Source organism: Nonomuraea turcica, assembly GCF_030718205.1.
GTDB lineage: Bacteria > Actinomycetota > Actinomycetes > Streptosporangiales > Streptosporangiaceae > Nonomuraea.
The window spans coordinates 15,688-34,328 of record NZ_JAUZQF010000034.1; the positions used below are offsets into that span (position 1 = coordinate 15,688).

18 protein-coding genes are annotated in these 18,641 nt (G+C 69.5%); 10 read left to right on the top strand and 8 right to left on the bottom strand.

Features of this window, described 5'->3' with window-relative positions; all coding sequences use genetic code 11:
• The first annotated feature begins 94 nt into the window (after nt 1-94).
• On the top strand, nt 95-1,900 hold the full coding sequence (locus Q9G87_RS52165; protein ID WP_305924154.1) for a ThiF family adenylyltransferase: 1,806 nt from the start codon (nt 95-97) through the stop codon (nt 1,898-1,900).
• Nucleotides 1,901-1,964: 64 nt separating this feature from the next.
• Nucleotides 1,965-3,299: an ABC1 kinase family protein gene (locus Q9G87_RS52170; RefSeq protein WP_305924155.1), complete on the top strand. Its 1,335-nt coding sequence runs from the start codon at nt 1,965-1,967 to the stop codon at nt 3,297-3,299.
• A 372-nt stretch (nt 3,300-3,671) separates the two neighbouring features.
• On the opposite strand, the gene Q9G87_RS52175 is transcribed toward Q9G87_RS52170, so the two are convergent.
• Nucleotides 3,672-4,301, bottom strand: a complete 630-nt coding sequence (locus tag Q9G87_RS52175) for a TetR/AcrR family transcriptional regulator (RefSeq protein ID WP_305924156.1) — start codon at nt 4,299-4,301, stop codon at nt 3,672-3,674.
• A 68-nt stretch (nt 4,302-4,369) separates the two neighbouring features.
• Between Q9G87_RS52175 and Q9G87_RS52180 the strand changes: the two genes are divergently transcribed.
• Both Q9G87_RS52180 and Q9G87_RS52185 read left to right on the top strand, forming a co-directional pair.
• Nucleotides 4,370-4,576, top strand: coding sequence for a hypothetical protein (locus Q9G87_RS52180; RefSeq protein WP_305924157.1), 207 nt, complete (start codon nt 4,370-4,372; stop codon nt 4,574-4,576).
• Nucleotides 4,577-4,660: 84 nt separating this feature from the next.
• Nucleotides 4,661-4,972, top strand: coding sequence for a hypothetical protein (locus tag Q9G87_RS52185; RefSeq protein ID WP_305924158.1), 312 nt, complete (start codon nt 4,661-4,663; stop codon nt 4,970-4,972).
• Nucleotides 4,973-5,102: 130 nt separating this feature from the next.
• Here Q9G87_RS52185 and Q9G87_RS52190 read toward each other — a convergent pair whose 3' ends face one another.
• The 4 genes from Q9G87_RS52190 to Q9G87_RS52205 form a co-directional block, all read right to left on the bottom strand.
• Complete coding sequence (locus Q9G87_RS52190; RefSeq protein ID WP_305924159.1) at nt 5,103-5,267, bottom strand: hypothetical protein; 165 nt, start codon at nt 5,265-5,267, stop codon at nt 5,103-5,105.
• A 67-nt stretch (nt 5,268-5,334) separates the two neighbouring features.
• On the bottom strand, nt 5,335-5,604 hold the full coding sequence (locus Q9G87_RS52195) for a WhiB family transcriptional regulator (protein ID WP_305924160.1): 270 nt from the start codon (nt 5,602-5,604) through the stop codon (nt 5,335-5,337).
• A gap of 519 nt (nt 5,605-6,123) precedes the next feature.
• Nucleotides 6,124-6,993: an acyl-CoA thioesterase gene (locus tag Q9G87_RS52200; RefSeq protein WP_305924161.1), complete on the bottom strand. Its 870-nt coding sequence runs from the start codon at nt 6,991-6,993 to the stop codon at nt 6,124-6,126.
• Between the two features lie 113 nt (nt 6,994-7,106).
• On the bottom strand, nt 7,107-9,140 hold the full coding sequence (locus Q9G87_RS52205; protein WP_305924221.1) for an ATP-dependent DNA helicase UvrD2: 2,034 nt from the start codon (nt 9,138-9,140) through the stop codon (nt 7,107-7,109).
• A gap of 152 nt (nt 9,141-9,292) precedes the next feature.
• Here Q9G87_RS52205 and Q9G87_RS52210 point away from each other — a divergent pair, with 152 nt between their 5' ends.
• Nucleotides 9,293-10,198, top strand: coding sequence for an alpha/beta hydrolase (locus Q9G87_RS52210; protein WP_305924162.1), 906 nt, complete (start codon nt 9,293-9,295; stop codon nt 10,196-10,198).
• Between the two features lie 22 nt (nt 10,199-10,220).
• Here Q9G87_RS52210 and Q9G87_RS52215 read toward each other — a convergent pair whose 3' ends face one another.
• A complete protein-coding gene (locus tag Q9G87_RS52215) occupies nt 10,221-11,033 on the bottom strand; it encodes a patatin-like phospholipase family protein (protein WP_371825970.1) in 813 nt (270 codons plus the stop codon).
• Nucleotides 11,034-11,284: 251 nt separating this feature from the next.
• Here Q9G87_RS52215 and Q9G87_RS52220 point away from each other — a divergent pair, with 251 nt between their 5' ends.
• Nucleotides 11,285-11,536 (top strand): glutaredoxin family protein, encoded by a 252-nt coding sequence (locus Q9G87_RS52220; RefSeq protein ID WP_305924163.1) that lies wholly within the window; start codon nt 11,285-11,287, stop codon nt 11,534-11,536.
• Between the two features lie 101 nt (nt 11,537-11,637).
• Here the strand turns inward: Q9G87_RS52220 and Q9G87_RS52225 are convergent, their stop codons facing one another.
• Nucleotides 11,638-12,009 carry a hypothetical protein gene (locus tag Q9G87_RS52225; RefSeq protein WP_305924164.1) on the bottom strand — a complete coding sequence of 124 codons (372 nt, stop codon included), beginning with the start codon at nt 12,007-12,009 and terminating at the stop codon, nt 11,638-11,640.
• A 78-nt stretch (nt 12,010-12,087) separates the two neighbouring features.
• On the bottom strand, nt 12,088-13,062 hold the full coding sequence (gene nudC / locus Q9G87_RS52230) for an NAD(+) diphosphatase (RefSeq protein ID WP_305924165.1): 975 nt from the start codon (nt 13,060-13,062) through the stop codon (nt 12,088-12,090).
• A gap of 144 nt (nt 13,063-13,206) precedes the next feature.
• Between nudC and Q9G87_RS52235 the strand changes: the two genes are divergently transcribed.
• From Q9G87_RS52235 to Q9G87_RS52250, 4 genes are read left to right on the top strand one after another with little or no spacing between them, the layout of a single operon-like run.
• Complete coding sequence (locus tag Q9G87_RS52235) at nt 13,207-14,358, top strand: ATP-grasp domain-containing protein (protein WP_305924166.1); 1,152 nt, start codon at nt 13,207-13,209, stop codon at nt 14,356-14,358.
• Nucleotides 14,355-15,842, top strand: coding sequence for an IucA/IucC family protein (locus Q9G87_RS52240; RefSeq protein WP_305924167.1), 1,488 nt, complete (start codon nt 14,355-14,357; stop codon nt 15,840-15,842). The genes Q9G87_RS52235 and Q9G87_RS52240 overlap by 4 nt, the downstream gene beginning before the upstream one ends.
• Entirely contained in the window at nt 15,843-17,393 is a 1,551-nt protein-coding gene (locus Q9G87_RS52245) for an IucA/IucC family protein (protein WP_305924168.1), read from the top strand. It begins immediately after the preceding gene.
• Nucleotides 17,390-18,490: a type III PLP-dependent enzyme domain-containing protein gene (locus tag Q9G87_RS52250; RefSeq protein ID WP_305924169.1), complete on the top strand. Its 1,101-nt coding sequence runs from the start codon at nt 17,390-17,392 to the stop codon at nt 18,488-18,490. The genes Q9G87_RS52245 and Q9G87_RS52250 overlap by 4 nt, the downstream gene beginning before the upstream one ends.
• The last annotated feature ends 151 nt before the right edge of the window (nt 18,491-18,641 follow it).

Genomic DNA, 18,641 nt, shown 5'->3' on the forward strand with positions numbered 1-18,641 from the left:
CGCGCGGGCCGGACACCGACGAGGGCCGGAAGTTATCCACAGGCGGGCCGGAACCGACTCGGGATCTTGCTGCGCCGTGCGAACCTTTCCCGCCATGAGGCCACGTGTGAAGCCCGCCCTCCGGCGCATCGTCCGCGACGAGCAGACCCTGCAATACGGCGTGCACCCGCTGCGCGCCATCAAGCTGTCCGGTCTGGCCCGATCAGTCCAGCAGTGGATCGAGGGCCTCGACGGCACCCGTGACCTGGCGCGCGTGCTGGACGCGGCCAACGCCGCCGGGCTCGACGAGTGCCGCGCGCGTTCCCTGCTCGACCAGCTCACCGCGCAAGGCACGCTCCACGACGCCGCCACCAGCCCCGCGCCCCTGCGCGACCTCACGCTGGCCGAGCGCGACCGTTTGAGACCCGACCTCGATGCCCTGGACCTGGCCTCGACCGCGCCCGAGGGCGGGATCGGGCTCCTGATGCGGCGGCGGGCCGCCCGGGTGCGGCTCTATGGGGCCGGGCGGGTGGGTGCTCAGATCGTGGTCCTGCTGGCGGCTGCCGGTGTGGGGCACATCCGAGTGATCGACTCGGGCGCCGTCCGGGCAAGCGACATCACGCCCGGCGGGCTGACGTGGTCGGAGCTGGGTCTGTCGCGGGAGGAGGGCGCGGTGGCGGCGGCCCGCAGGCTGCTCTCGGGCTGGCGCGGCGCCACCGACTCCCGCGTCCCGCCGTCCAGCGCCACCGGCTCCCGCATCCCGCCGCCCGGCGCCGCCAGCTCCCGCATCCCGCCGCCCGGCGCTACCGGCTCCCGCGTACCACGGCCGAGCGCCACGGTTCCGCGCGTCCCACCGCCCGGCGCCACCGGCTCGGCTTCGTCGGCGTCTGGGTTGCAGCCCGGCCGGGGACGCAGCGCGCCGCCCCTGGGCGACCGGCGGTCGGCTGCCGGCACGCCCAGGCCTGCCGCCTTCCCTGCCCTCCCGCTCGCTACATCGACGCCGCCCGTGCCCGGGTCAGGCGCGCACACTCGTACGGATGGCTGGCAGGGCCAACGCCGGACCGCACCCCAGGGACACCTCGAAAGAGCACACACCGCAGAGAGAAGCGGAACAGAGACGCGGAGGTCCAAGGCGGAGACGGCCGAAGCGCTAGAGACCCCGGCGCAGAGGACACCGGCGCAGAGGACACCGACCCAAAGCACCCCGACCCAAAGCACCCCGACCCAAAGGACACCGACCCAGGGGACACCGGCTCGAAGGACGCAGGCTCAAAGGGCTCAGGCCCAAAGGGCGCAGGCTCCGGGGACTCAGGCACAGGGGAGTGCCGGGCGGGGAGAAGGTGGGGCTCAACCGGTCACCCGCAGGAGGCGAAAGGACCAGCGGATCGACGGGCAGGAGCCGGTCAGGCCGGCGGTCGAGGTGCTGGCCGGAGGAACGTACCTGGGAGACCGGTCAGATCGTCCCGACCTGGTCATCCTCGCGCCCGTCGGCCCGCTGGACGGCGTGCTGGTCAACGAGCTGACCTGCCTCGGCATCCCCCACCTGCTGGCATCCGCCTTCGAAGGTCACGGCACGGTCGGCCCGCTGGTGTTGCCCGGCGAGACGGCATGCCTGCACTGTCTGGACCTGACCCGCCGCGACCACGACCCGGCCTGGCCGATCGTCACCGCTCGGCTGGGCGGTTATCCGCCCGGTGAGATCGCCTGCGACACGACTCTCGCGACCCTGGTCGCGGCCCAGGCGACCGGGCATGCGCTTGCTCATCTCGACGGCCAGGAGTCCGCTGTGACGAACGGCACAATGGACGTCTCCCCTGATTGGCACTGGAAAAGGCAGGCGTGGCGCATACACCCGCAATGTCGTTGTATGCGAAACGATCCTTATTCGCTAAGAATGGTCATGTCGCCCAAACGCGACTGACCTGTTCCCGGGGACGACCACGAAGGGGGGAAGCGGCATCTCTGCCGAGGTTCCGCGCATCAGTGTGAGCGATCTTCCGCGCCGTGCTGTCACGCGTTCTGCCAAGCTGGCCACGCTTCCCCTGGGATTCGCCGGTCGCGCCGCCCTCGGGCTGGGCAAACGTCTCGGCGGCAAGTCCGCTGAGATCGTGGCGCAGGAAGTCCAGCAGCGTACGGCCGAGCAGGTCTTCAAGGTGCTCGGCGAGCTCAAGGGCGGTGCGATGAAGCTCGGCCAGGCGCTGTCGATTTTCGAGGCGGCGCTTCCGCCGGAGATCGTCGGCCCCTACCGCGCCACCTTGACCAAGCTGCAGGACGCCGCTCCCCCGCTCCCCGTCTCCACCGTCCACAAGGTGCTCACGGAGCAGTTGGGCGACGACTGGCGGGACCATTTCCGCTCGTTCGACGACCAGCCGACCGCCGCCGCCTCCATCGGCCAGGTGCACAAGGCCGTGTGGCACGACGGCCGGGAGGTGGCCGTCAAGATCCAGTACCCGGGGGCGGGGAAGGCCCTGCTCGGCGACTTCGCCCAGCTGGCCCGGCTGGGCAAGCTGTTCGGTGTCTTACTTCCTGGCCTCGACATGAAGGCCGTGCTGTCGGAGTTGCGTGAGCGGGTCGCGGAGGAGCTCGACTATCTCCGCGAGGCCGAGGCCCAACACGCCTTCGCCCTCGAGTTCGACGGCGACCCCGACTTCCACGTCCCTGACGTGATCGCAGCCAACGAAATGGTGCTGGTCACCGAGTGGATGGACGGCACTCCGCTGTCGCGCGTCATCACCGAGGGCACCCAAGAAGAGCGCGACCACGCCGGCCTGCTCTTCGTCCGTTTCCTGTTCTGCTCGCCGGCTCGGGTGGGGATGCTCCACGCCGACCCGCACCCGGGCAATTTCCGCATGCTGGCCAACGGCAAGCTCGGTGTCCTCGACTTCGGCGCGGTCAACCGCATGCCCGATGGCTATCCCAGGGTCTTCGGGCAGTTAATGCGCATCTTCAACCAGGGCGACATGGAAACAGTCGTGACGGGGCTGCGTCAGGAAGGCTTCATCCGCAGTGACATCGAGATCGACCCCGACGCCTTGCGTGCCTTCCTCGCGCCGTATGTCGAGCCGACGGCCGTGGAGGAGTTCACGTTCAGCCGGGAGTGGCTCCAGGCTCAGGCGGCTGGCGTCACGGACCTGCGCCCCGGCAACGTGGTGCGCCAACTCAACCTGCCGACGTCGTACGTGCTCATCCATCGGGTGCATGCGGCAGGCGTGGGCGTGCTCTGCCAACTGGGCACCACGGCCCGTTTCCGCGACGAGGTGATCCGCTGGGTCCCCGGCTTCGCCGACGACCCCGACGACCAGCCCTTGACAATCGGCTAACGGACGTCCCCTCCTGCGCCCGGCTGCAATCCCAGCCATCGCCTGTGCTCGCCTGCAACCCGGCCGTCGCTTGCGGCCGCCTGCAACCCCGATCGTCGCCTGCGCACACCTGCACCCCAGCGGTCGGCTGCCCTCGCCTGCAACCCGGACGTCGCCTGCGCCCGCCTACAACCCGCGTCGTCGCCTGCCCTCGCCTGCAACCCCAGCGGTCGCCTGCCACCCCCGTTGTCGCCTGCGCCCGCCTGCAACCCGGCCGTCGCCTGTGCTCGCCTGCAACCCCGGTCGTCGCCTGCGCCCGCCTGCAACCCGGACAGTGACACCCACCTCCGGCAACGTGGTCATCTGCACGCCGCGCAATAGAGCGCGAATGCGTTAGGCGAGGCCCGAGAGGAGGGCGTTGACGCCGTCGGTGAGGACGCGTTCGCCTTCCTCGCGCGAATCCAGGAACCAGCCGGGGAGCGGACTGCGGAGCGAGCACGTGAGCTCGATGCTGACGATGCCGTGGATCGTGGTCCACACCAGGTACGCCGCGCGCACAGGGTCCATCGAGCGGATGAGATGGGCCTCGGCGGCGGCGGAGGTGGCCTCGGTGAGCACGGAGAAGGTCAGGCCGAGGGCGTCGTTGCGCTGTTCGGGCGAGGGGTCGAAGTCGGGGAGCGGACGCTCGAACATCAGGGCGTAGAGGGCGGGATCGGATAGAGCGAACCGCCTGTAGCCGTACGCCACCGCCATGATCCGGGCGATCGGGTCCGTGGAGCCGTTCAGCGACCTGGTCATAGCCTCGTGGAGGATGCTGAAACCGTACCGGTAGATCGCCTCCAGGAGGCCGGCGCGGCCGCCGAAGCAGGTGTAGATGCCCATGGTGGAGGTTCCTGCGGCGTCTGCCACGCGGCGGAGGGTGAGATGGAGCGCGCCATGTTCGCGAAGGACGCGCATGGCCGCGTCGAGCAGGTCCTGGCGCAGGGCGCCGAGTTCTTTCGGGATGCTTACGTCTCTCGGCACACCCTCACCATATCTGGCGATAACGAGCATCATAACGAGCGTTATCACCGAGAGAAGGGCACTTCGAGATGCGGGTCTATCGGGTCACCGGAGCGGCGGGGTTCGTCTGCGCCCTGCTGCTCGTCATCAATTCCGCCAGGCGGGCGGGGTTCCTGCCGGAGACGGCGCTCACACATGCCATCGCACCGTTCGCGGCGCTCACCGGCTTACTCGCGATCACCGGGATCTATCTGCACATTCGGGGTACGGCGGGCAGTCTCGGGCTCGTCGGCTAGGTCCTCAACTCGGCCGGCCTGGCTGGAGCGTTCGCCATCGAGTACATCCTTCATTTCGTCTTTCCGTACTTGGGCGGCGGCACGGTGAGCGCTCTGCTGGCGGGCGGCACGGGGCGGGCGTTCCTGGTCACGTCGGTCGTGCTGGTGATGGGGGTGCTGACGTTCGGCGTGGCAGCGATCCGGAGCGGGGCGATGCCGGTCGTGGCCGTGAGCCTGTACGCCGTGGGGATGATTCCCGGGTCGCTGCGGAACTTGATGCCGCTGCCGGTGTATCTGGGCGGGCTGGTGCTGGCGGCGATCGGGGTCGCGTGGATGGCGGCGCGACTCTGGTCCGCGCAGGAGGAGCCCGTCGCGCCCGCCCGCAGTGTGCGGAGGGAGGTACGGCCCACCACCTAGGCCGACCGGCCGCCCGCGGTGGGGGCGTCTGTCGTGGAAAGGGGAAGAGCCGGGCGCTGGGTTGCACCCGGCTCTTCACTGATCTGGGGTCTCACGGGGAGATCCTGCGCCGGCGGCAGGATCTCCCCAGTCAGAACTCCCGGTCCAGGGCCTTGCGGAGGCGGTCGTTGGCCTTCTTGACCTCTCGCCGCGCCCGCTGCACACGACTCACGCGCAGGGCGAGGCGTTGCTCCTCCGCCTCTCGGTGGAGGGTTTGTATTCGGTCATTGACCAGGTCATGGATGAGATAAGACATTCCGCTGCTCCTCGTCGGCTGAGCTCTCATTGGTTTTTCGCTTTCTGGCTAGAAGGTGCGCGGTGGTTCAGGCAGCGACCGGGTGCTTGCGGGGACGCCCGCGCGGACGCTTGCGGGGAACGACGGTCCCCCTGAGGATCAGCTCGCCGCCCCAGACGCCCCACGGCTCCTCGCGCTCGAGCGCGCGGTCGAGGCAGGACTTCTGGATCGGGCAGCCGCCGCAGAGCGCCTTCGCGAACTCCACGTCCTCCGGCGACTCGGCGAACCACAGGTCAGGGTCGGTACGACAGGGGATCTTGGCTTCGTCGATCAGGTCCATGATCGTCTTGGCCCCCATCTTCTTCTCCTTTTGTCGATCTTTTTTGATCTTGGTCGGGACACCTCGTAGGTGGGTCGGGATCGCGGACAAACAAATAGGCCGCGGATCCGTCTGTGGATCCGCGGCCTGGGGGCTACTTTCGCCGGTCAGGTTATGACCGGTGTATCCCTCCAGGGTTGCGGACCGCACAGTCCACCCTTGGTGAGCTGGTTGGCCGGCAGTTCGATACGTCCTGCGTAGACGGGAGCGCCTTGCACGGCCCCACGGACGTGGGCGCGCGCGGAGAAGGCGGCGGCCTGGCTACGGACAGACTTCTCGTGCCGCAACTTGGCCGGCCCATCGACGAGCCTCACCGCGTCACGGCATGCGGAAGCGAGCCACTTCGTGGCCGACATCTGAATGCTGATCACCGGGGCTCACCTCCACTCTCTGAGATCGTCGGAACAGGAGTGTCCGACTCGCTTGACCATGACCCTAAACCGGGAACCCGGGAAGGGGCAACATATTTTCGACCTGCGATTTCGTAACTTCGTCGCCCTATTTCAGTGGCCTGATCATGGCCTCCTGGACGACGGAGACCACGAGATCGCCCGACGCGGTGAACATCTCACCACGAGCCAGCCCCCTCGCGCCAGCCGACCACGGCGCCTCCTGGGCGTAGAGCAGCCAGTCGTCGGCGCGGAAGGGGCGGTGGAACCACATGGCGTGATCCAGCGAGGCGCCCATGATGTTCGAGACGCCCCAGGCCATGCCGTGCGCCAGCAGGATCGTGTCGACCAGCGTGAAGTCGGAGGCGTATGCGGCCAGCACCACGTGCAGGAGCGGATCGTCGGGCAGCTCGGCGTCGTAGCGGAACCACACGTTGGTCTGGGCGCTGCGCAACTCGGGCTTGTTGTAGGCCTCCCAGGTCAGCGGCGAGGCGTGCCGGGAGTCCACCGGCCGGGGCCTCGACAGCCAGTCGCGGAATTCCGGGTGGTCTCCGACCAGCTCGAACATGCGCTCCTGGAACGTCGGCAGCGTCTCGGGACCGGGCACGGCGGGCATCACGGACGCTTGGTGCTCCACCCCCTCCTCGAGGACGTGGAACGACGCCGACATCGTGAAGATCGCCTTGCCATGCTGGACCGCGACGACCCTGCGGGTGCTGAACGAACGCCCGTCGCGCACCCGATCCACGTTGTAGACGATCGGGATCGACGGGTCGCCGGGGCGAATGAAATACGCGTGGAGCGAATGCACGTTGCGGTCGCTGGTGACTGTGCGGCCGGCCGCGACCAGGGCCTGCGCCGCCACCTGGCCGCCGAAGACGCGTTGGATGCGCTCCTCGGGGCTCCTCCCCCGGAAGATGTCCAGCTCGATCTGCTCCAGGTCGAGCAGGTCGAGCAGCTCCTTGAGCGCCTCGTTCACGTCTCCGTCCCCCTCATGCGTTCCGATACTTGGACAAGTCTGACGTGCCGCCCATTTCCCCCCAAATGCGGCCCAGCCGTGTCCGATGATTCCGTGCTGGGATTTCGGGTTCGTTACGAGCGGCAGAGGGACAGGACCGCCGCGCCGTATCGCTCGACCTTGACGCGGCCGATGCCGGTGATCGACAGCAGCTCCTGCTCCGTCGCCGGCGCCCGCTCCGCGATCGCCTGCAGCGTCACATCGGTGAAGATGACGTAGGGCGGGACCTTGGACTCCTTGGCCGTGGCCGTGCGCCACGCCTTCAGCCGCTCCAGGAGCGCCTCGTCGTAGTCCGCCGGGCAGGTCGCGCACCGGCCCAGCTTCTGCTCGGCCGCCGTCACCAGCGTCTTGGCGCAGACCCGGCAGCTGACGGGCGCGGCCACCGTACGGCGCTCGCGGGCCGCCGGTGCCATGCGTGGCGGGCTGGAGGTGCGGCCGGTGAGGCCGTCGAGGAACCGGGACGGGCGGCGGCTCTTGCGCCCGCCGGGGGCGCGGGCCAGCGCCCACGACAGTGACAGGTGCTCGCGAGCCCGGGTGATGCCGACGTAGAGGAGGCGGCGCTCTTCCTCAATCTGCTCCGGGGTCTCGGCGTAGATGATCGGGAGCATCCCGTCGGTGAGGCCGACGAGGAACACGGCATCCCATTCCAGGCCTTTGGCGGAGTGCAGCGAGGCCAAGGTGACGCCTTCCACCGGCGGAGCGTGCTGCTCGGAGGCGCGGCGTTCCAGCTCGGCGACGAACGCGGGCAGGTCGCCGCCCTCCGCGGCCACGTCCTCCGCCAGATCGGCCAGGGCCTTGAGCGACTCCCACCGTTCCCTGGCCTTGCCGCCGCCGGGCGGTGACGGGGTCAGCCCGACGCCGGCGAGGATGTGGTGCACCTCGGAGGCCAGCGGCTCGCCGGTGGCCGAGCGCGCGGCGCCGCGCAGCAGGACGACCGCCTGGCGGACCTCGGGGCGTTCGAAGAAGCGCTCGGCGCCACGCAGCATGTACGGGATCTCGGCCTTGGCCAGAGCCTCCTCGTACGCCTCCGACTGGGAGTTGACCCGGAACAGGACCGCGATCTCGCGCGCCGGCACACCCTTGTCGAGCAGTTTCCTGATGGCCCTGGCCACCCCGGCGGCCTCGGCCGGCTCGTCGTCGTAGTCGGCGAACACCGGCTTGGGCCCGTCCGGGCGCTGGGCGAGCAGCTCGAGGCGGTGCGGCGACTTGCTCTTGGCGATGACCAGGTTGGCGAGGTCGACCACCTGCGGGGTGGAGCGGTAGTCGCGGACCAGCTTGATCACGGCGGCCTGCGGGTGCTCCACCGCGAACCCGGTCAGATAGCGCGGGCTGGCGCCGGTGAAGGAGTAGATCGTCTGGTTGGGGTCGCCGACCACGCAGATGTCGTCGCGCCCGCCGAGCCAGGTGTCGAGCAGGAGCTTCTGCAACGGGTTAACGTCCTGATATTCGTCGACTACGAAATAGCGGTATTGCTGGCGGATCTGCGCCGCCACCTCCTGGTGCTCGGTCATCACGGCCGCGGTCAGCTCCAGGATGGTCTCGAAGTCCACCAGGTGGCGCTCGCGACGGAGATGCTCGTAGGCCTCGTAGAGCCGGGCGATCTCCTCGGCCGGCGCGGGTGGCGTGCGGTGGTATTTGGCCGCCGCGGCGACGTAGTCTTCGGGGCCGACCTGGGTGACCTTGGCCCACTCGATCTCGGCGGCGATGTCCCGCAACTCGGACCGGTCGGGATTTTTCCGGATCTGGCGGCAGGCCTCCACCAGCACCGGCAGCTTCGACTCGATGATCGAGGGCGCCGAGCCGCCGATCACCCGCGGCCAGAAATAGGTGAGCTGCCGCAGCGCGGCCGCGTGGAAGGTGCGGGCCTGCACGCCGGGCGCCCCCAGCGCACGCAGCCGCTGGCGCAACTCCCCCGCCGCCCGGGTGGTGAACGTCACAGCCAGCACGCTCTGCGCGTCGACCACCCCGCTGCGTACGGCGTGCGCGATCCTGTGGGTGATCGCCCTGGTCTTGCCCGTGCCCGCGCCCGCGAGCACGCACACGGGCCCGCGCACGGCCTCGGCGACCGCGCGTTGCTCGGGATCCAGGCCCGTCAGGACGTCGTCCACATTCGTCACCCGTTCATCATCCCAGTACTGGCGGCCTAGGACCTTATTCTGGCAACATGCGGGCCGGGTTATGTTCTCGGTCAACGAGATGCAAAGAACTGGTCTCTTCCCCCAGAATGGGGCCGACCATCAGCATGGGGGAAAGGAAGGCCGTGCGAACTGCGGTTTACGTGGGCGCTCTCGCGCTCGCTGCCGTTGTGCTCACACCCGTCGCCGCGACCGCGACGACAAAGGAGCCCACACCCGCCCCAACCGTGAGCAACCCCGTGAACGCCGACGGGATCGGCGGCCTGAGCACGGAGACGGTTGCGTACGGCAGCCACCGGCGCCAGCAGATGGACGTCTGGTGGACCCCTGACGGCATGCAGCGGCCCGGCGTCTTCCTCATCCACGGCGGCTGGTGGTCGAGCGGCGACAAGAGGTACATGAAGGAAGTCACCCACACCTACGCCGAACTCGGCTACACGGTCTTCAACCTCAACTACCGGCTGTCCGGCGACGCGCCCTGGCCCGCGCAGCGCACCGACGCGCTGGCCGCGATCGCCGCGGCACGCAAGCACGCCGACCGGTGGGCGTTCGACCCCAACAACTACGTGCTCCTCGGCTTCTCCGCGGGCGGCCACATCGCCGCGGCCGTCGGCACGTACGGCGACGGCATCGGCGGTCTCAAGGGCGTGGTGGGCCTGTCGCCGATCATCTCGCCGCTGCGGGCCTACTCCGACGGCGAGGACACCGCGGACCCCAGCAAGCGCAAGCTCCGCGAGTCCGCGATCCGCCTGGCCGGCGGCTGCGCGCCCAAGGGCAAGTGCTCGCGGGTCTGGGCCAGCATGGAGGTGGCCTGGCACGCCAGCCGCCACGACGCGCCGATGCTGAGCGTGCACGCACAGGACGAGTTCGTGCCGCCGGTGCAGAGCCTGCTGCTCAAGCAGATGCTCGGCCAGGTGGGCGTGCCGGTGACGGTGCTCACCCAGCCGGGGGCCAACCACAGCGCGCCCCTCTACCGCGAGCCGGGCGTGGCCGAACGGGTGCAGGCCTGGATCACCGAGCGCATCGGCTAGTGGCCTGTCACGCACTTACCCGTCACCGCACCCAAACAGGCTCGATGAGCTTGGCGGCCTCGGCCGCTTGCCGTGCCCCTGCGTGGTAGACCGACGACCAAGCGGCACGGTTGTTGAGATCGCCGAGGACTTCCTGCGCGGCAGGGTCCGGCGCGAGCCGTACCGCCGTTGCGTGGTGTGGCATGTTCGCTGGGAACAGGTGGGCCAGCGGTTCGATGACGATCACCGTCTGTATGCCTGCGGCGAGGTCGGCGTTGGTACCCGATCGGAGCGCGCCGTCCATGTAGCGCCGACCGTTGATCGTTATCGGGGGGGCGCTGGCGGGGAAGGCGGAGCTCGAAGCCACCGCCGCCACCAGGGATACGCCGCTGGACTGCTCCCACACCAGCGGTTCACCGGTGTCGACATCCACCGCGGGGATCAGCAGCCTGCCCTCGGGCCACTCGCTGGCCCCGATCAGGAACTCCATGCGCGCCAGGTGCGCCTCCTCGGCACCGGTTTCGGCAGCCAGTGCGAGACGGCCAACCCGGCGCAGAGCCGCAGCCGGCTCCAGTGTGGAGTCACCGAGGATGGCGAACACCTCGTTCAGTCGGTCGTGATCTGTCTTGACCGCAGGCTCGCCGTCCGCCTCGGGCAGCACCGCGAGCCGTTCCAGGTCTTGTCCCGCGGCCAGTGTCGCACCGACAATCGCTCCTGCCGACGTGCCGATGGTCAGATCGGCCTTCGCAAGGTCGAACCCCTCGCGCCGCAACCCGGCGGCCAGTCCGGCCAGCCAGGCCGTCCCCAGCATCCCACCAGGCCCGAGCACTACCGCTGTCTCTTGTCTCATGGCCATTAGCCTGCAACCCCAAGCCCACTTGAGGTCAACATCATCTCGTGCTTCGCATTTGGCCGCAGACCGGTGGCCTATAACCGGCCGCAGCACTTCCAGCGGCTCCCTGATGATCCGCTGATGCTCGCGGCCCTCCTCCAGTGGCAATTACCGGGTCGAGGTTCGGTGACCGGCACTAGCTCCAGGATTAACCAGGCACTGCGCGTTGTTGCACCGAGCGTCTGTTTTCCTGACCCTTGGAGGGATCACCCAACATGGCGCTCACCGTCTACAGCACCACCTGGTGCGGCCCATGCAAGCGGCTCAAGGCCCAGCTGACCCGTGAGGGCATCAGCTTCAACGAGGTCGACATCGAGCGTAACCCGTCGGCGGCCGAATTCGTGATGAGCGTCAACAACGGCAACCAGACCGTGCCGACTGTGGTGATCGAGACGGCGGAGGGGCGGGTCGTGCGGACCAATCCGTCGGTCGGGGAGGTCAAGCTGCTGCTGGAGAGCGCGGCCTGACGTTCTTGGATACGGCACGAGCCCCCAGCCGGGACGGCAGGGGGCTCGTGGCCTAGCATGGCTGCGAGGACCTGGGTGCTAAGATCACTCAGGTCCTCAGCTCAGTGGGTGTGGTTGTCGACCGTCTCCTCCAGGCGCTGGATCTCGCCCTTGACGTCTGCGATGTCCGCCTTGAGCTCCGTCCGAACGTCCGCGAGCTCTGTCCGAACGTCCGCGATGTCCGCCTTGAGCTCCGTCCGAACGTGTCCGATCTCCGCCGTGAGCTCTCCCTTCATGACGGCGAGGTGGGTCTTGAGCCCGATGTCACGCATCAGGTTGTCCTCTTTGAGCTGGACCACGGCCGCGGAGATCGCCCCGCTCACCACATCGACGATCTTCTTCGTCTGAAACTGGATCTTGTCATCGATCGCGACCTCCACGGCCGCGAACTGGATGGCAAGCTTCTGGCGCTCGAGCTCCATGAGCTCTCGCATGTGTGTTTCATTCATGGGCATGACTTTACCCTCCACCTAACGTTTCGTGTTCATGGAATCACGCTGAGCGAAATCTCGCTACCAGTCACCCGACAGAGGGCCGCCGTACCAGGTCTCGATGAGGCGGCGGGCGATCGACACGGGCGGCGGCAGGCGCAAATCACCTGACTCCAGCGCCGCCGCCAGCTCCTCACGCGAATACCAGCCCGCCTCGGCGATCTCCTCCGCGTCGGGCGTGAGCGTGGTCGAGGTGGCCTCGGCGAAGAAGCCGAGCATGAGGCTGCGCGGGAACGGCCAGGGCTGGCTGCCGAGATAGCGGGGATTGACGACGGCGATGCCGACCTCCTCCGCGACCTCGCGTACGACGGCGTGCTCCAGCGATTCCCCCGGCTCGACGAACCCCGCCAGGATCGACAGCCGCCCCTTCGGCCATTGCGGACCGCGGGCGAGCAGGCAGCGGTCCGCCTCGTCGCGGATCAGCATGATTACGGCGGGGTCGACGCGTGGGAAGTGCTGGCTGCCGTCCTGCGGGCAGAGGCGGATGTGGCCGCCCGCCCGGACGTCGGTGCGGGATCCGCAGCGCGGGCAGTATTCGTGGGTCGCATGCCAGGCCTCCAGCGCCACGGCGTAGACCAGCAGGCCCGCGTCGCGGTCGCCGAGCAGGCCGCCGACCTGGCGCAGCCCGGCCGCCACCGGCCGGCCCTCGGGGGTGTCGCCCAGCGTCATCGCGAACGTCACGCGGCCGTTGACCTCGCCCTTCGGCACGCCGGGCAGCGGCGCGGCGACCGCGAAATAGGCGACGCCGTCCTCGACTCCCAGCAGATAACGCTGCCCGGGCGGCGCGTCGGCGGGACCGTAGAGCACCGCGCCCACCTCGTCGCCGATCCGCCGCACCAGCGTGTGACCGTCGTCGATCACCAGCACCCTGGTCGTGGGGTCGGACCACGCCTGCTCCAGCCACCGCTCGTCGGCACGCAATGCCGAGGAGCGGTCAATGGTGCCGCGCGCCAGAAGCAAGGGTCCGATGAGTTGCTCTTCCGCGGTCGTCTCCACTGACCGCCCCCTCTCACATTCCATGTCATCCTATGACCTCGCGGTTAGCCCCTGATTAGGGAATCCAGGCCCCGGAACGATCTCCCTACGGCTAGGATCGAGCAGTTAGGTTAGCCTTACCTGATCCCCGGGGGTGCCTTCGCGTTGCGGCTCTACCTGACCGCGCTCAAGCCGACCGACTCCGTGACGGACGGCTTCCTGCCCGCGGCCCGCGCGCTGGGTTGCGAGGTGACGATCCTGACGGATCGGCCGGAGCGGCATCCGGACGCGGTGGCGTGCGACGTGCGCGACCCACGTGCCCTGATCGACACGATCGAGCAGCTCGGCAGACCCGACGCGATCTTCTCCAACTCCGACCACCTGCAGGCCGAGACCGCGCTGGCGGCCGCCTACTTCGGGCTGCCGGGCAAGGACTGGCGGGCGTGCGTGGCCGCCAAGAACAAATTCCTGATGCGTCGCAAGCTCCTTGAGGCGGGGGTCGAACAGGTCAGGTCGGTACGGCTCGCGCCCGGCGACCCGGTGCCTGACGGCCTGCCCTTCCCGGTCGTGCTGAAACCCCGGGAGGGTGTGGCCAGCGAGGACGTCATGCTCGTCGAACGCGACCTGGCCGCTGCCGTGGCCGCGGTCAGGAGGCGGCGGCCGGGTGAGGCGCTGGTCGTGGAGGAATACCTCGAAGGGCCGGTGCGGACGCTCGAAACGCTCGGTGACGGGGACGAGGTGCGGGTGCTCGGGGGGTTCGAGACGACTCTGGGGGCGCTGCCGTACTTCATCGAGGAGCGGCTCGACTGGGCGCCGCCGCCCGACCACGGGCACGAGCACGTGCTGGCGGCGCTGCGGGCTCTCGGGGTGGGATTCGGGGCGTGTCACACCGAGTACGTGCTCACGGCCGGCGGACCCCGCGTCATCGAGGTGAACTATCGGGTGATCGGGGATCACTGCGACTTTCTGATGGGGGACGTGCTCGGGGTGCCGTTGTTCGAGTGGATCCTGCGCGTGCATCTCGGCGAGCGGTTGCCGACCATGCCTGCCGTGCCTTCCGCGGGCCGTCACGGGTGTGCGGTCAGTGTCGTGGCCGACCGGGCGGGGACGATCAAATCCGCGCCGGAGCACGAAGTCGTCGAGCGCGGTGACGTGCGGCTGTGGCATCGGCCGTTGCGGGAGGTGGGCGACGTTGTCCGCCTCACCCACACGAACCGGGACTACCTGGGCGTTATCCGGGCTGTCGGGCCGGATCGGGCGCGGGTGGACGCGGCTGTGGAGGACTACCGGGTCGCGCGGCCTTGGGTGGTCGAATGAGCGATCGGGAGGCTTATCTGGCCGCCCGGGTGCTGGACGCCCTGCTCCGCGAGGACTACGGCGGGCTGGCCTCGCGCGTCACCAGGACCAAGGACGGCGTGGGGATGCTGCTGGCGGACGGCCGGTGGGTGCGGCTGGAGCCGGGGGTGCTGTTCCAGGACTTCGTGGTGGCGCAGGACGAGCGACTGGGGCTGGAGCAGGTCTTGGAGACGCTGGTAGAGGTCGCCGATCCGGCGGACTCCGAAGGGGTCGCGGCCTTCTTCGAGGAGTGCCTGGCGGCGTTGTCGGCGCTTGAGCTGCACGATGCGCATGCCGTTGAGGTCCTTCGGCGAGGGCCGTCCTATGAGGCTCTGGCGGCTTTCGTGGATCATCCGGTTTACCCGACGTCGCGGGCACGGCCGGGGCTGGCGGAGGGTGACCTGCTGGCTTACGCGCCGGAGTTTGCGCCTTCGTTCGAGCTGCGGTGGGCGGTCGTACCCCGCCGTGCGCTCGTGCCGGGCTCCGCCGCAGACCTTCCCGCCGACGCGGCGCCCTCGTGGGACGCCGGTCCTGATGAGGTGCTCTTTCCCGTGCATCCGCTGACCGTCGGCGAGGTGCGGAAGGTCGACGGGGTGAGGGTGCTGGACGAGGCGCGGGTCACGGTGCGGCCCACGCTCTCCATGCGGACCGTCGAGCTCGGCCCCCGCACGCACCTCAAGCTGCCGCTGCCGATCAGCACGCTCGGGGCGCGCAATCGGCGCTCGATCAAGCCGGGGACACTGGGCGACGGGGCCAAGGCCGAGCTGTTGCTGCGGGAACTGGCCGACCCCGATGTGCTCCTCGCCGACGAGCAGGCCTATGCGCACACGGGCCACGAGTATCTCGCGTGGATGGTCAGGCGGCTGCCGGAGGGGAAGACCATGCCGGTGGCAGCGCTCAACGCGCCTGGTGTGCTCGCCGAGGTCGGTGACGTCATCCCCGCATATCTGCGGCTCCTGCTGCGCTGGAACGTCCGGCTCTTCGTGCGGTACGGCGTCGCGCTGGAGGCCCACCAGCAGAACCTCGCCCTGGTCTTCCAAGGAGACCGCATGAAGCTGCTGGTCAAGGACAACGACGGGCTGCTGGCGTCCCCGGCGAGGCTGCGGGCCGCGGGCGTCGAGGCGCCGGCGTTCGCCGACGAGCGCATGCTGAACGACGACCCGCACGCGCTCGCCGACGTGTTCGTGACCATCACGCTGCACCTGGCCGCCGCGGCCGTGGCGTTCGCGGCGTTGCCGCACGCGCGTGCTGCGGCGCTGCTGCGCGACACGCTCGCCGAGGCGCTCAACGAGTACGGCGACGACCCCATGGCCAGGCTCCTGCGCGCCAGGACCCTGGACGCGGCCCGGCTGACCGGCAAGTCCATGATCACGGCCGGGACGCTGGTGGCCAAGGAACGTTCCGGCGCGCGCGACATCAACAAGTACTACGGCACCAGCGGCCCCAACTACCTGAGGAGAGCTTGAATGCCGAGCTCGGACGGACTGGTCATCGACGCGCCCTCCGCTCTGGCCGAGGAGGCGACGCTGGCGGCCCTGCTGCGCTGCTGCGCGCGGGAGGTGGCCGGGCCGCGCGGCCTGGTGTGGCCCGCGCCGCCGTACCTGCTGCTGCGGGTGGCGGGCACGTTGCTGCGGGCCCGTACGTACGGCGGCGCCGCGCTGCGCTTCGACGGCCCGCCCGAGCGTCTGGAGAACGGCGCCTGGCGGCCGCTGTCGACCGACGAGCTGGTCGGGCTGGTCGAGGCCGACTTGCAGGGGCACAACGCCGAGTTCGCCGGACAGGTGGCGGCCAGCAGGCAGGCGATTGCGGCGATCCTGCGAGCCAGGGCCGGCTCCGAGCCACCGGCCGATCCGTGGCTGGCCTCGGAGCAGGCCCTGGTGTACGGGCACCCGTTCCACCCGAGCCCCAAGGCGCGCGGCGGGGACGGCTGGCTGCGCTACGCGCCCGAGGCGCACGCCGCGTTCCCCGTCCGGTTGCTCGGCGTGCGCGAGGACGTGCTGGCCGAGGCGGGCGACGTGTCGGCAGTGGAGGGCATGGGCGGCATGGGCAGGGCGCCGGACGGCTATCGGGTGCTTCCCGCGCATCCATGGCAGCTCGACCTCCTTCGGCCCGCGTTCGGAGCCGAGCTGATCGATCTGGGACCTGGGCCGGTCGTGGCGCCTACTTCGTCGGTGCGGACCGTGTACGCCCCGGAAGCGGAGGTATGCCTGAAGTTCTCCCTGAACGTGCGGATCACGAACTGCGTACGCAAGAACGCCTGGTATGAGCTGGCCGGAGCCGTAGAGCTTTCGTCACGACTCAAGCCCATATTTGACGAAATATCGGCCAAGCACCCCGCCACCCGCTGGCTCCCCGAGCCCGGCTACCGCTCGGCCGCCCTCGGCACCCGGTTCCACGAGGGCCTGGGCGTGATCATCCGGAAGAGCCCGTGGGCCGCCTGCGACCCCGGCGTGACCCCGATCCTGGCCGGCGCACTCGCCCTGGACGCCCCCGCACGGGACCCGCTGGCGTGGTGGTCGGCGTACGTGTCCGCGGTGGCGCTGCCCGTGGTGGAGCTGTACTTCGCGCACGGCGTCGTACTGGAGCCCCATCTGCAGAACGTCCTGGTCGGCCTGGACGCGGCCGGGATGCCCGCGCAGGCCGTCTTCCGCGACCTGGAGGGCACCAAGCTCGTCGCCGGCCGCCACGACCTCGGCGGGCTGCACCACGAGGTGGCCCAGGCCCTCACCTACGACGCCGAGCGCGGCTGGGCCCGCGTCGTCTACTGCCTGCTCGTCAACCACCTCACCGAGATCGCCGCCGCCGTGGCCGGGCACGACGACGGGTTGCTGCGCGAGTTGTGGCGAATCGCCCGCGACCTGCTCGCCAAGCTCGCCGCCGACCTCGGCTGGCCGCTGCCGCTGTCGGACCTGCTGGCCGGCGCCCCGCTGCCCGCCAAGGCCAACCTGGGCGTGCGCTGGGCCAGGGCGGCCGACCGCGCCGCCGGTTACGTCCCGATCGCGAACCCGCTCGCATGATCCCCGCCCGCGTCCAGGACGCCGCATCCGGCTTGACCGCTCCTGCTTACGTCTACGACCTGCCCGCGCTGGAGGCGCACGTCGCGGCCGTGCGGCAGGCGCTCCCGGGGATCGAGCTGTACTACGCGGTCAAGGCCAACCCGGACGCCGAGCTGCTGCGCGTGCTGGCCGGGCACGTGGACGGGTTCGAGGTGTCGTCGGGCGGCGAGCACGCGCACGTCACGGGCCTGTTCCCGGGTGTTTCCGTGGCGCTCGGCGGGCCCGGGAAGACCGACGCCGAGCTGCGGCTGCCGCACCACCGCATCCACGTCGAGTCACCGAACGAACTGCGCCGCCTCCTCGCCACGGGGCTGGAGGCCGACGTACTGATCAGGGTCAACCCCGACCTGCCGGTCGAGGGAGCGGCGCTCACGATGAGCGGGCCGTTCGGGATGGACGAGGAAGGCGTGAAGGAGTGCCTGCCGCTGTTCGGTGAGCGGGTACGGCTGCGCGGCCTGCACACCCACCTGGCCAGCGGGCTGGACGCCGCCCAGTTGCTGCGGCTGGCGGGGACGCTGCTGGACAACGACCACGAGGAGGTCAATCTGGGCGGGGGCATGGCGGTGTCGTACGAGTCGCCGGAGTCCAGGTTCGACTGGGCCACGTACGGGGCCGGGCTGGCGGAGCTACGGCGCGGGCGGCGGCTGCGGATCGAGCCGGGCCGGGCGCTGACCGCGTACTGCGGCTACTACGTGACCAGGGTGGTGGATGTGAAGCGGGTGCGCGGCGAGGCGTACGCGATCGTGCTGGGCGGTACCCACCACCTGCGGACGCCCGTGACCAAGGGCCACGATCAGCCGTTCGCGATCCTGCCCATGGGCACGGGGCCGGGCGTGACGGACGAGCCGATCACGTTCGTCGGCCAGCTGTGCACGCCGAAGGACGTTTTCGCCCGAAAAATCGCGACTTCTGCTCGGGTTGGGGACATGGTGGTGTTCGAGATGGCCGGGGCCTACGCCTGGAACATCTCGCACCACGACTTCCTCATGCATCCGAAGCCGGCGTTCCACTATCTATCGGGATGCGGGCCAGTACTCCTGCCTTCAGGCGGGAGGTGAAGGCCCGCGCGTGAGTGCCCCCTGGGGACGAGCGCGCCTTTTTGACCGTAACTTCTTGCACTGTCTCGGCCACGGTGGGTATGGTTCGAGTGATCGAACGGGAAGGCGATAACCAAGCCCATCGGGAGATCGTGTCCTTCTCGGTACAGCT

Coding starts and splice junctions, on each gene's coding strand:
- Q9G87_RS52250 (WP_305924169.1), top strand. CDS start 17,390: ATGATCCCCGCCCGCGTCCAGGACGCCGCATCCGGCTTGACCGCTCCT.
- Q9G87_RS52195 (WP_305924160.1), bottom strand. CDS start 5,604: ATGGGGGCCAAGACGATCATGGACCTGATCGACGAAGCCAAGATCCCC.
- Q9G87_RS52240 (WP_305924167.1), top strand. CDS start 14,355: ATGAGCGATCGGGAGGCTTATCTGGCCGCCCGGGTGCTGGACGCCCTG.
- Q9G87_RS52215 (WP_371825970.1), bottom strand. CDS start 11,033: ATGGCCATGAGACAAGAGACAGCGGTAGTGCTCGGGCCTGGTGGGATG.
- Q9G87_RS52225 (WP_305924164.1), bottom strand. CDS start 12,009: ATGCGAGAGCTCATGGAGCTCGAGCGCCAGAAGCTTGCCATCCAGTTC.
- Q9G87_RS52245 (WP_305924168.1), top strand. CDS start 15,843: ATGCCGAGCTCGGACGGACTGGTCATCGACGCGCCCTCCGCTCTGGCC.
- Q9G87_RS52165 (WP_305924154.1), top strand. CDS start 95: ATGAGGCCACGTGTGAAGCCCGCCCTCCGGCGCATCGTCCGCGACGAG.
- Q9G87_RS52220 (WP_305924163.1), top strand. CDS start 11,285: ATGGCGCTCACCGTCTACAGCACCACCTGGTGCGGCCCATGCAAGCGG.
- Q9G87_RS52180 (WP_305924157.1), top strand. CDS start 4,370: ATGCGGGTCTATCGGGTCACCGGAGCGGCGGGGTTCGTCTGCGCCCTG.
- Q9G87_RS52190 (WP_305924159.1), bottom strand. CDS start 5,267: ATGTCTTATCTCATCCATGACCTGGTCAATGACCGAATACAAACCCTC.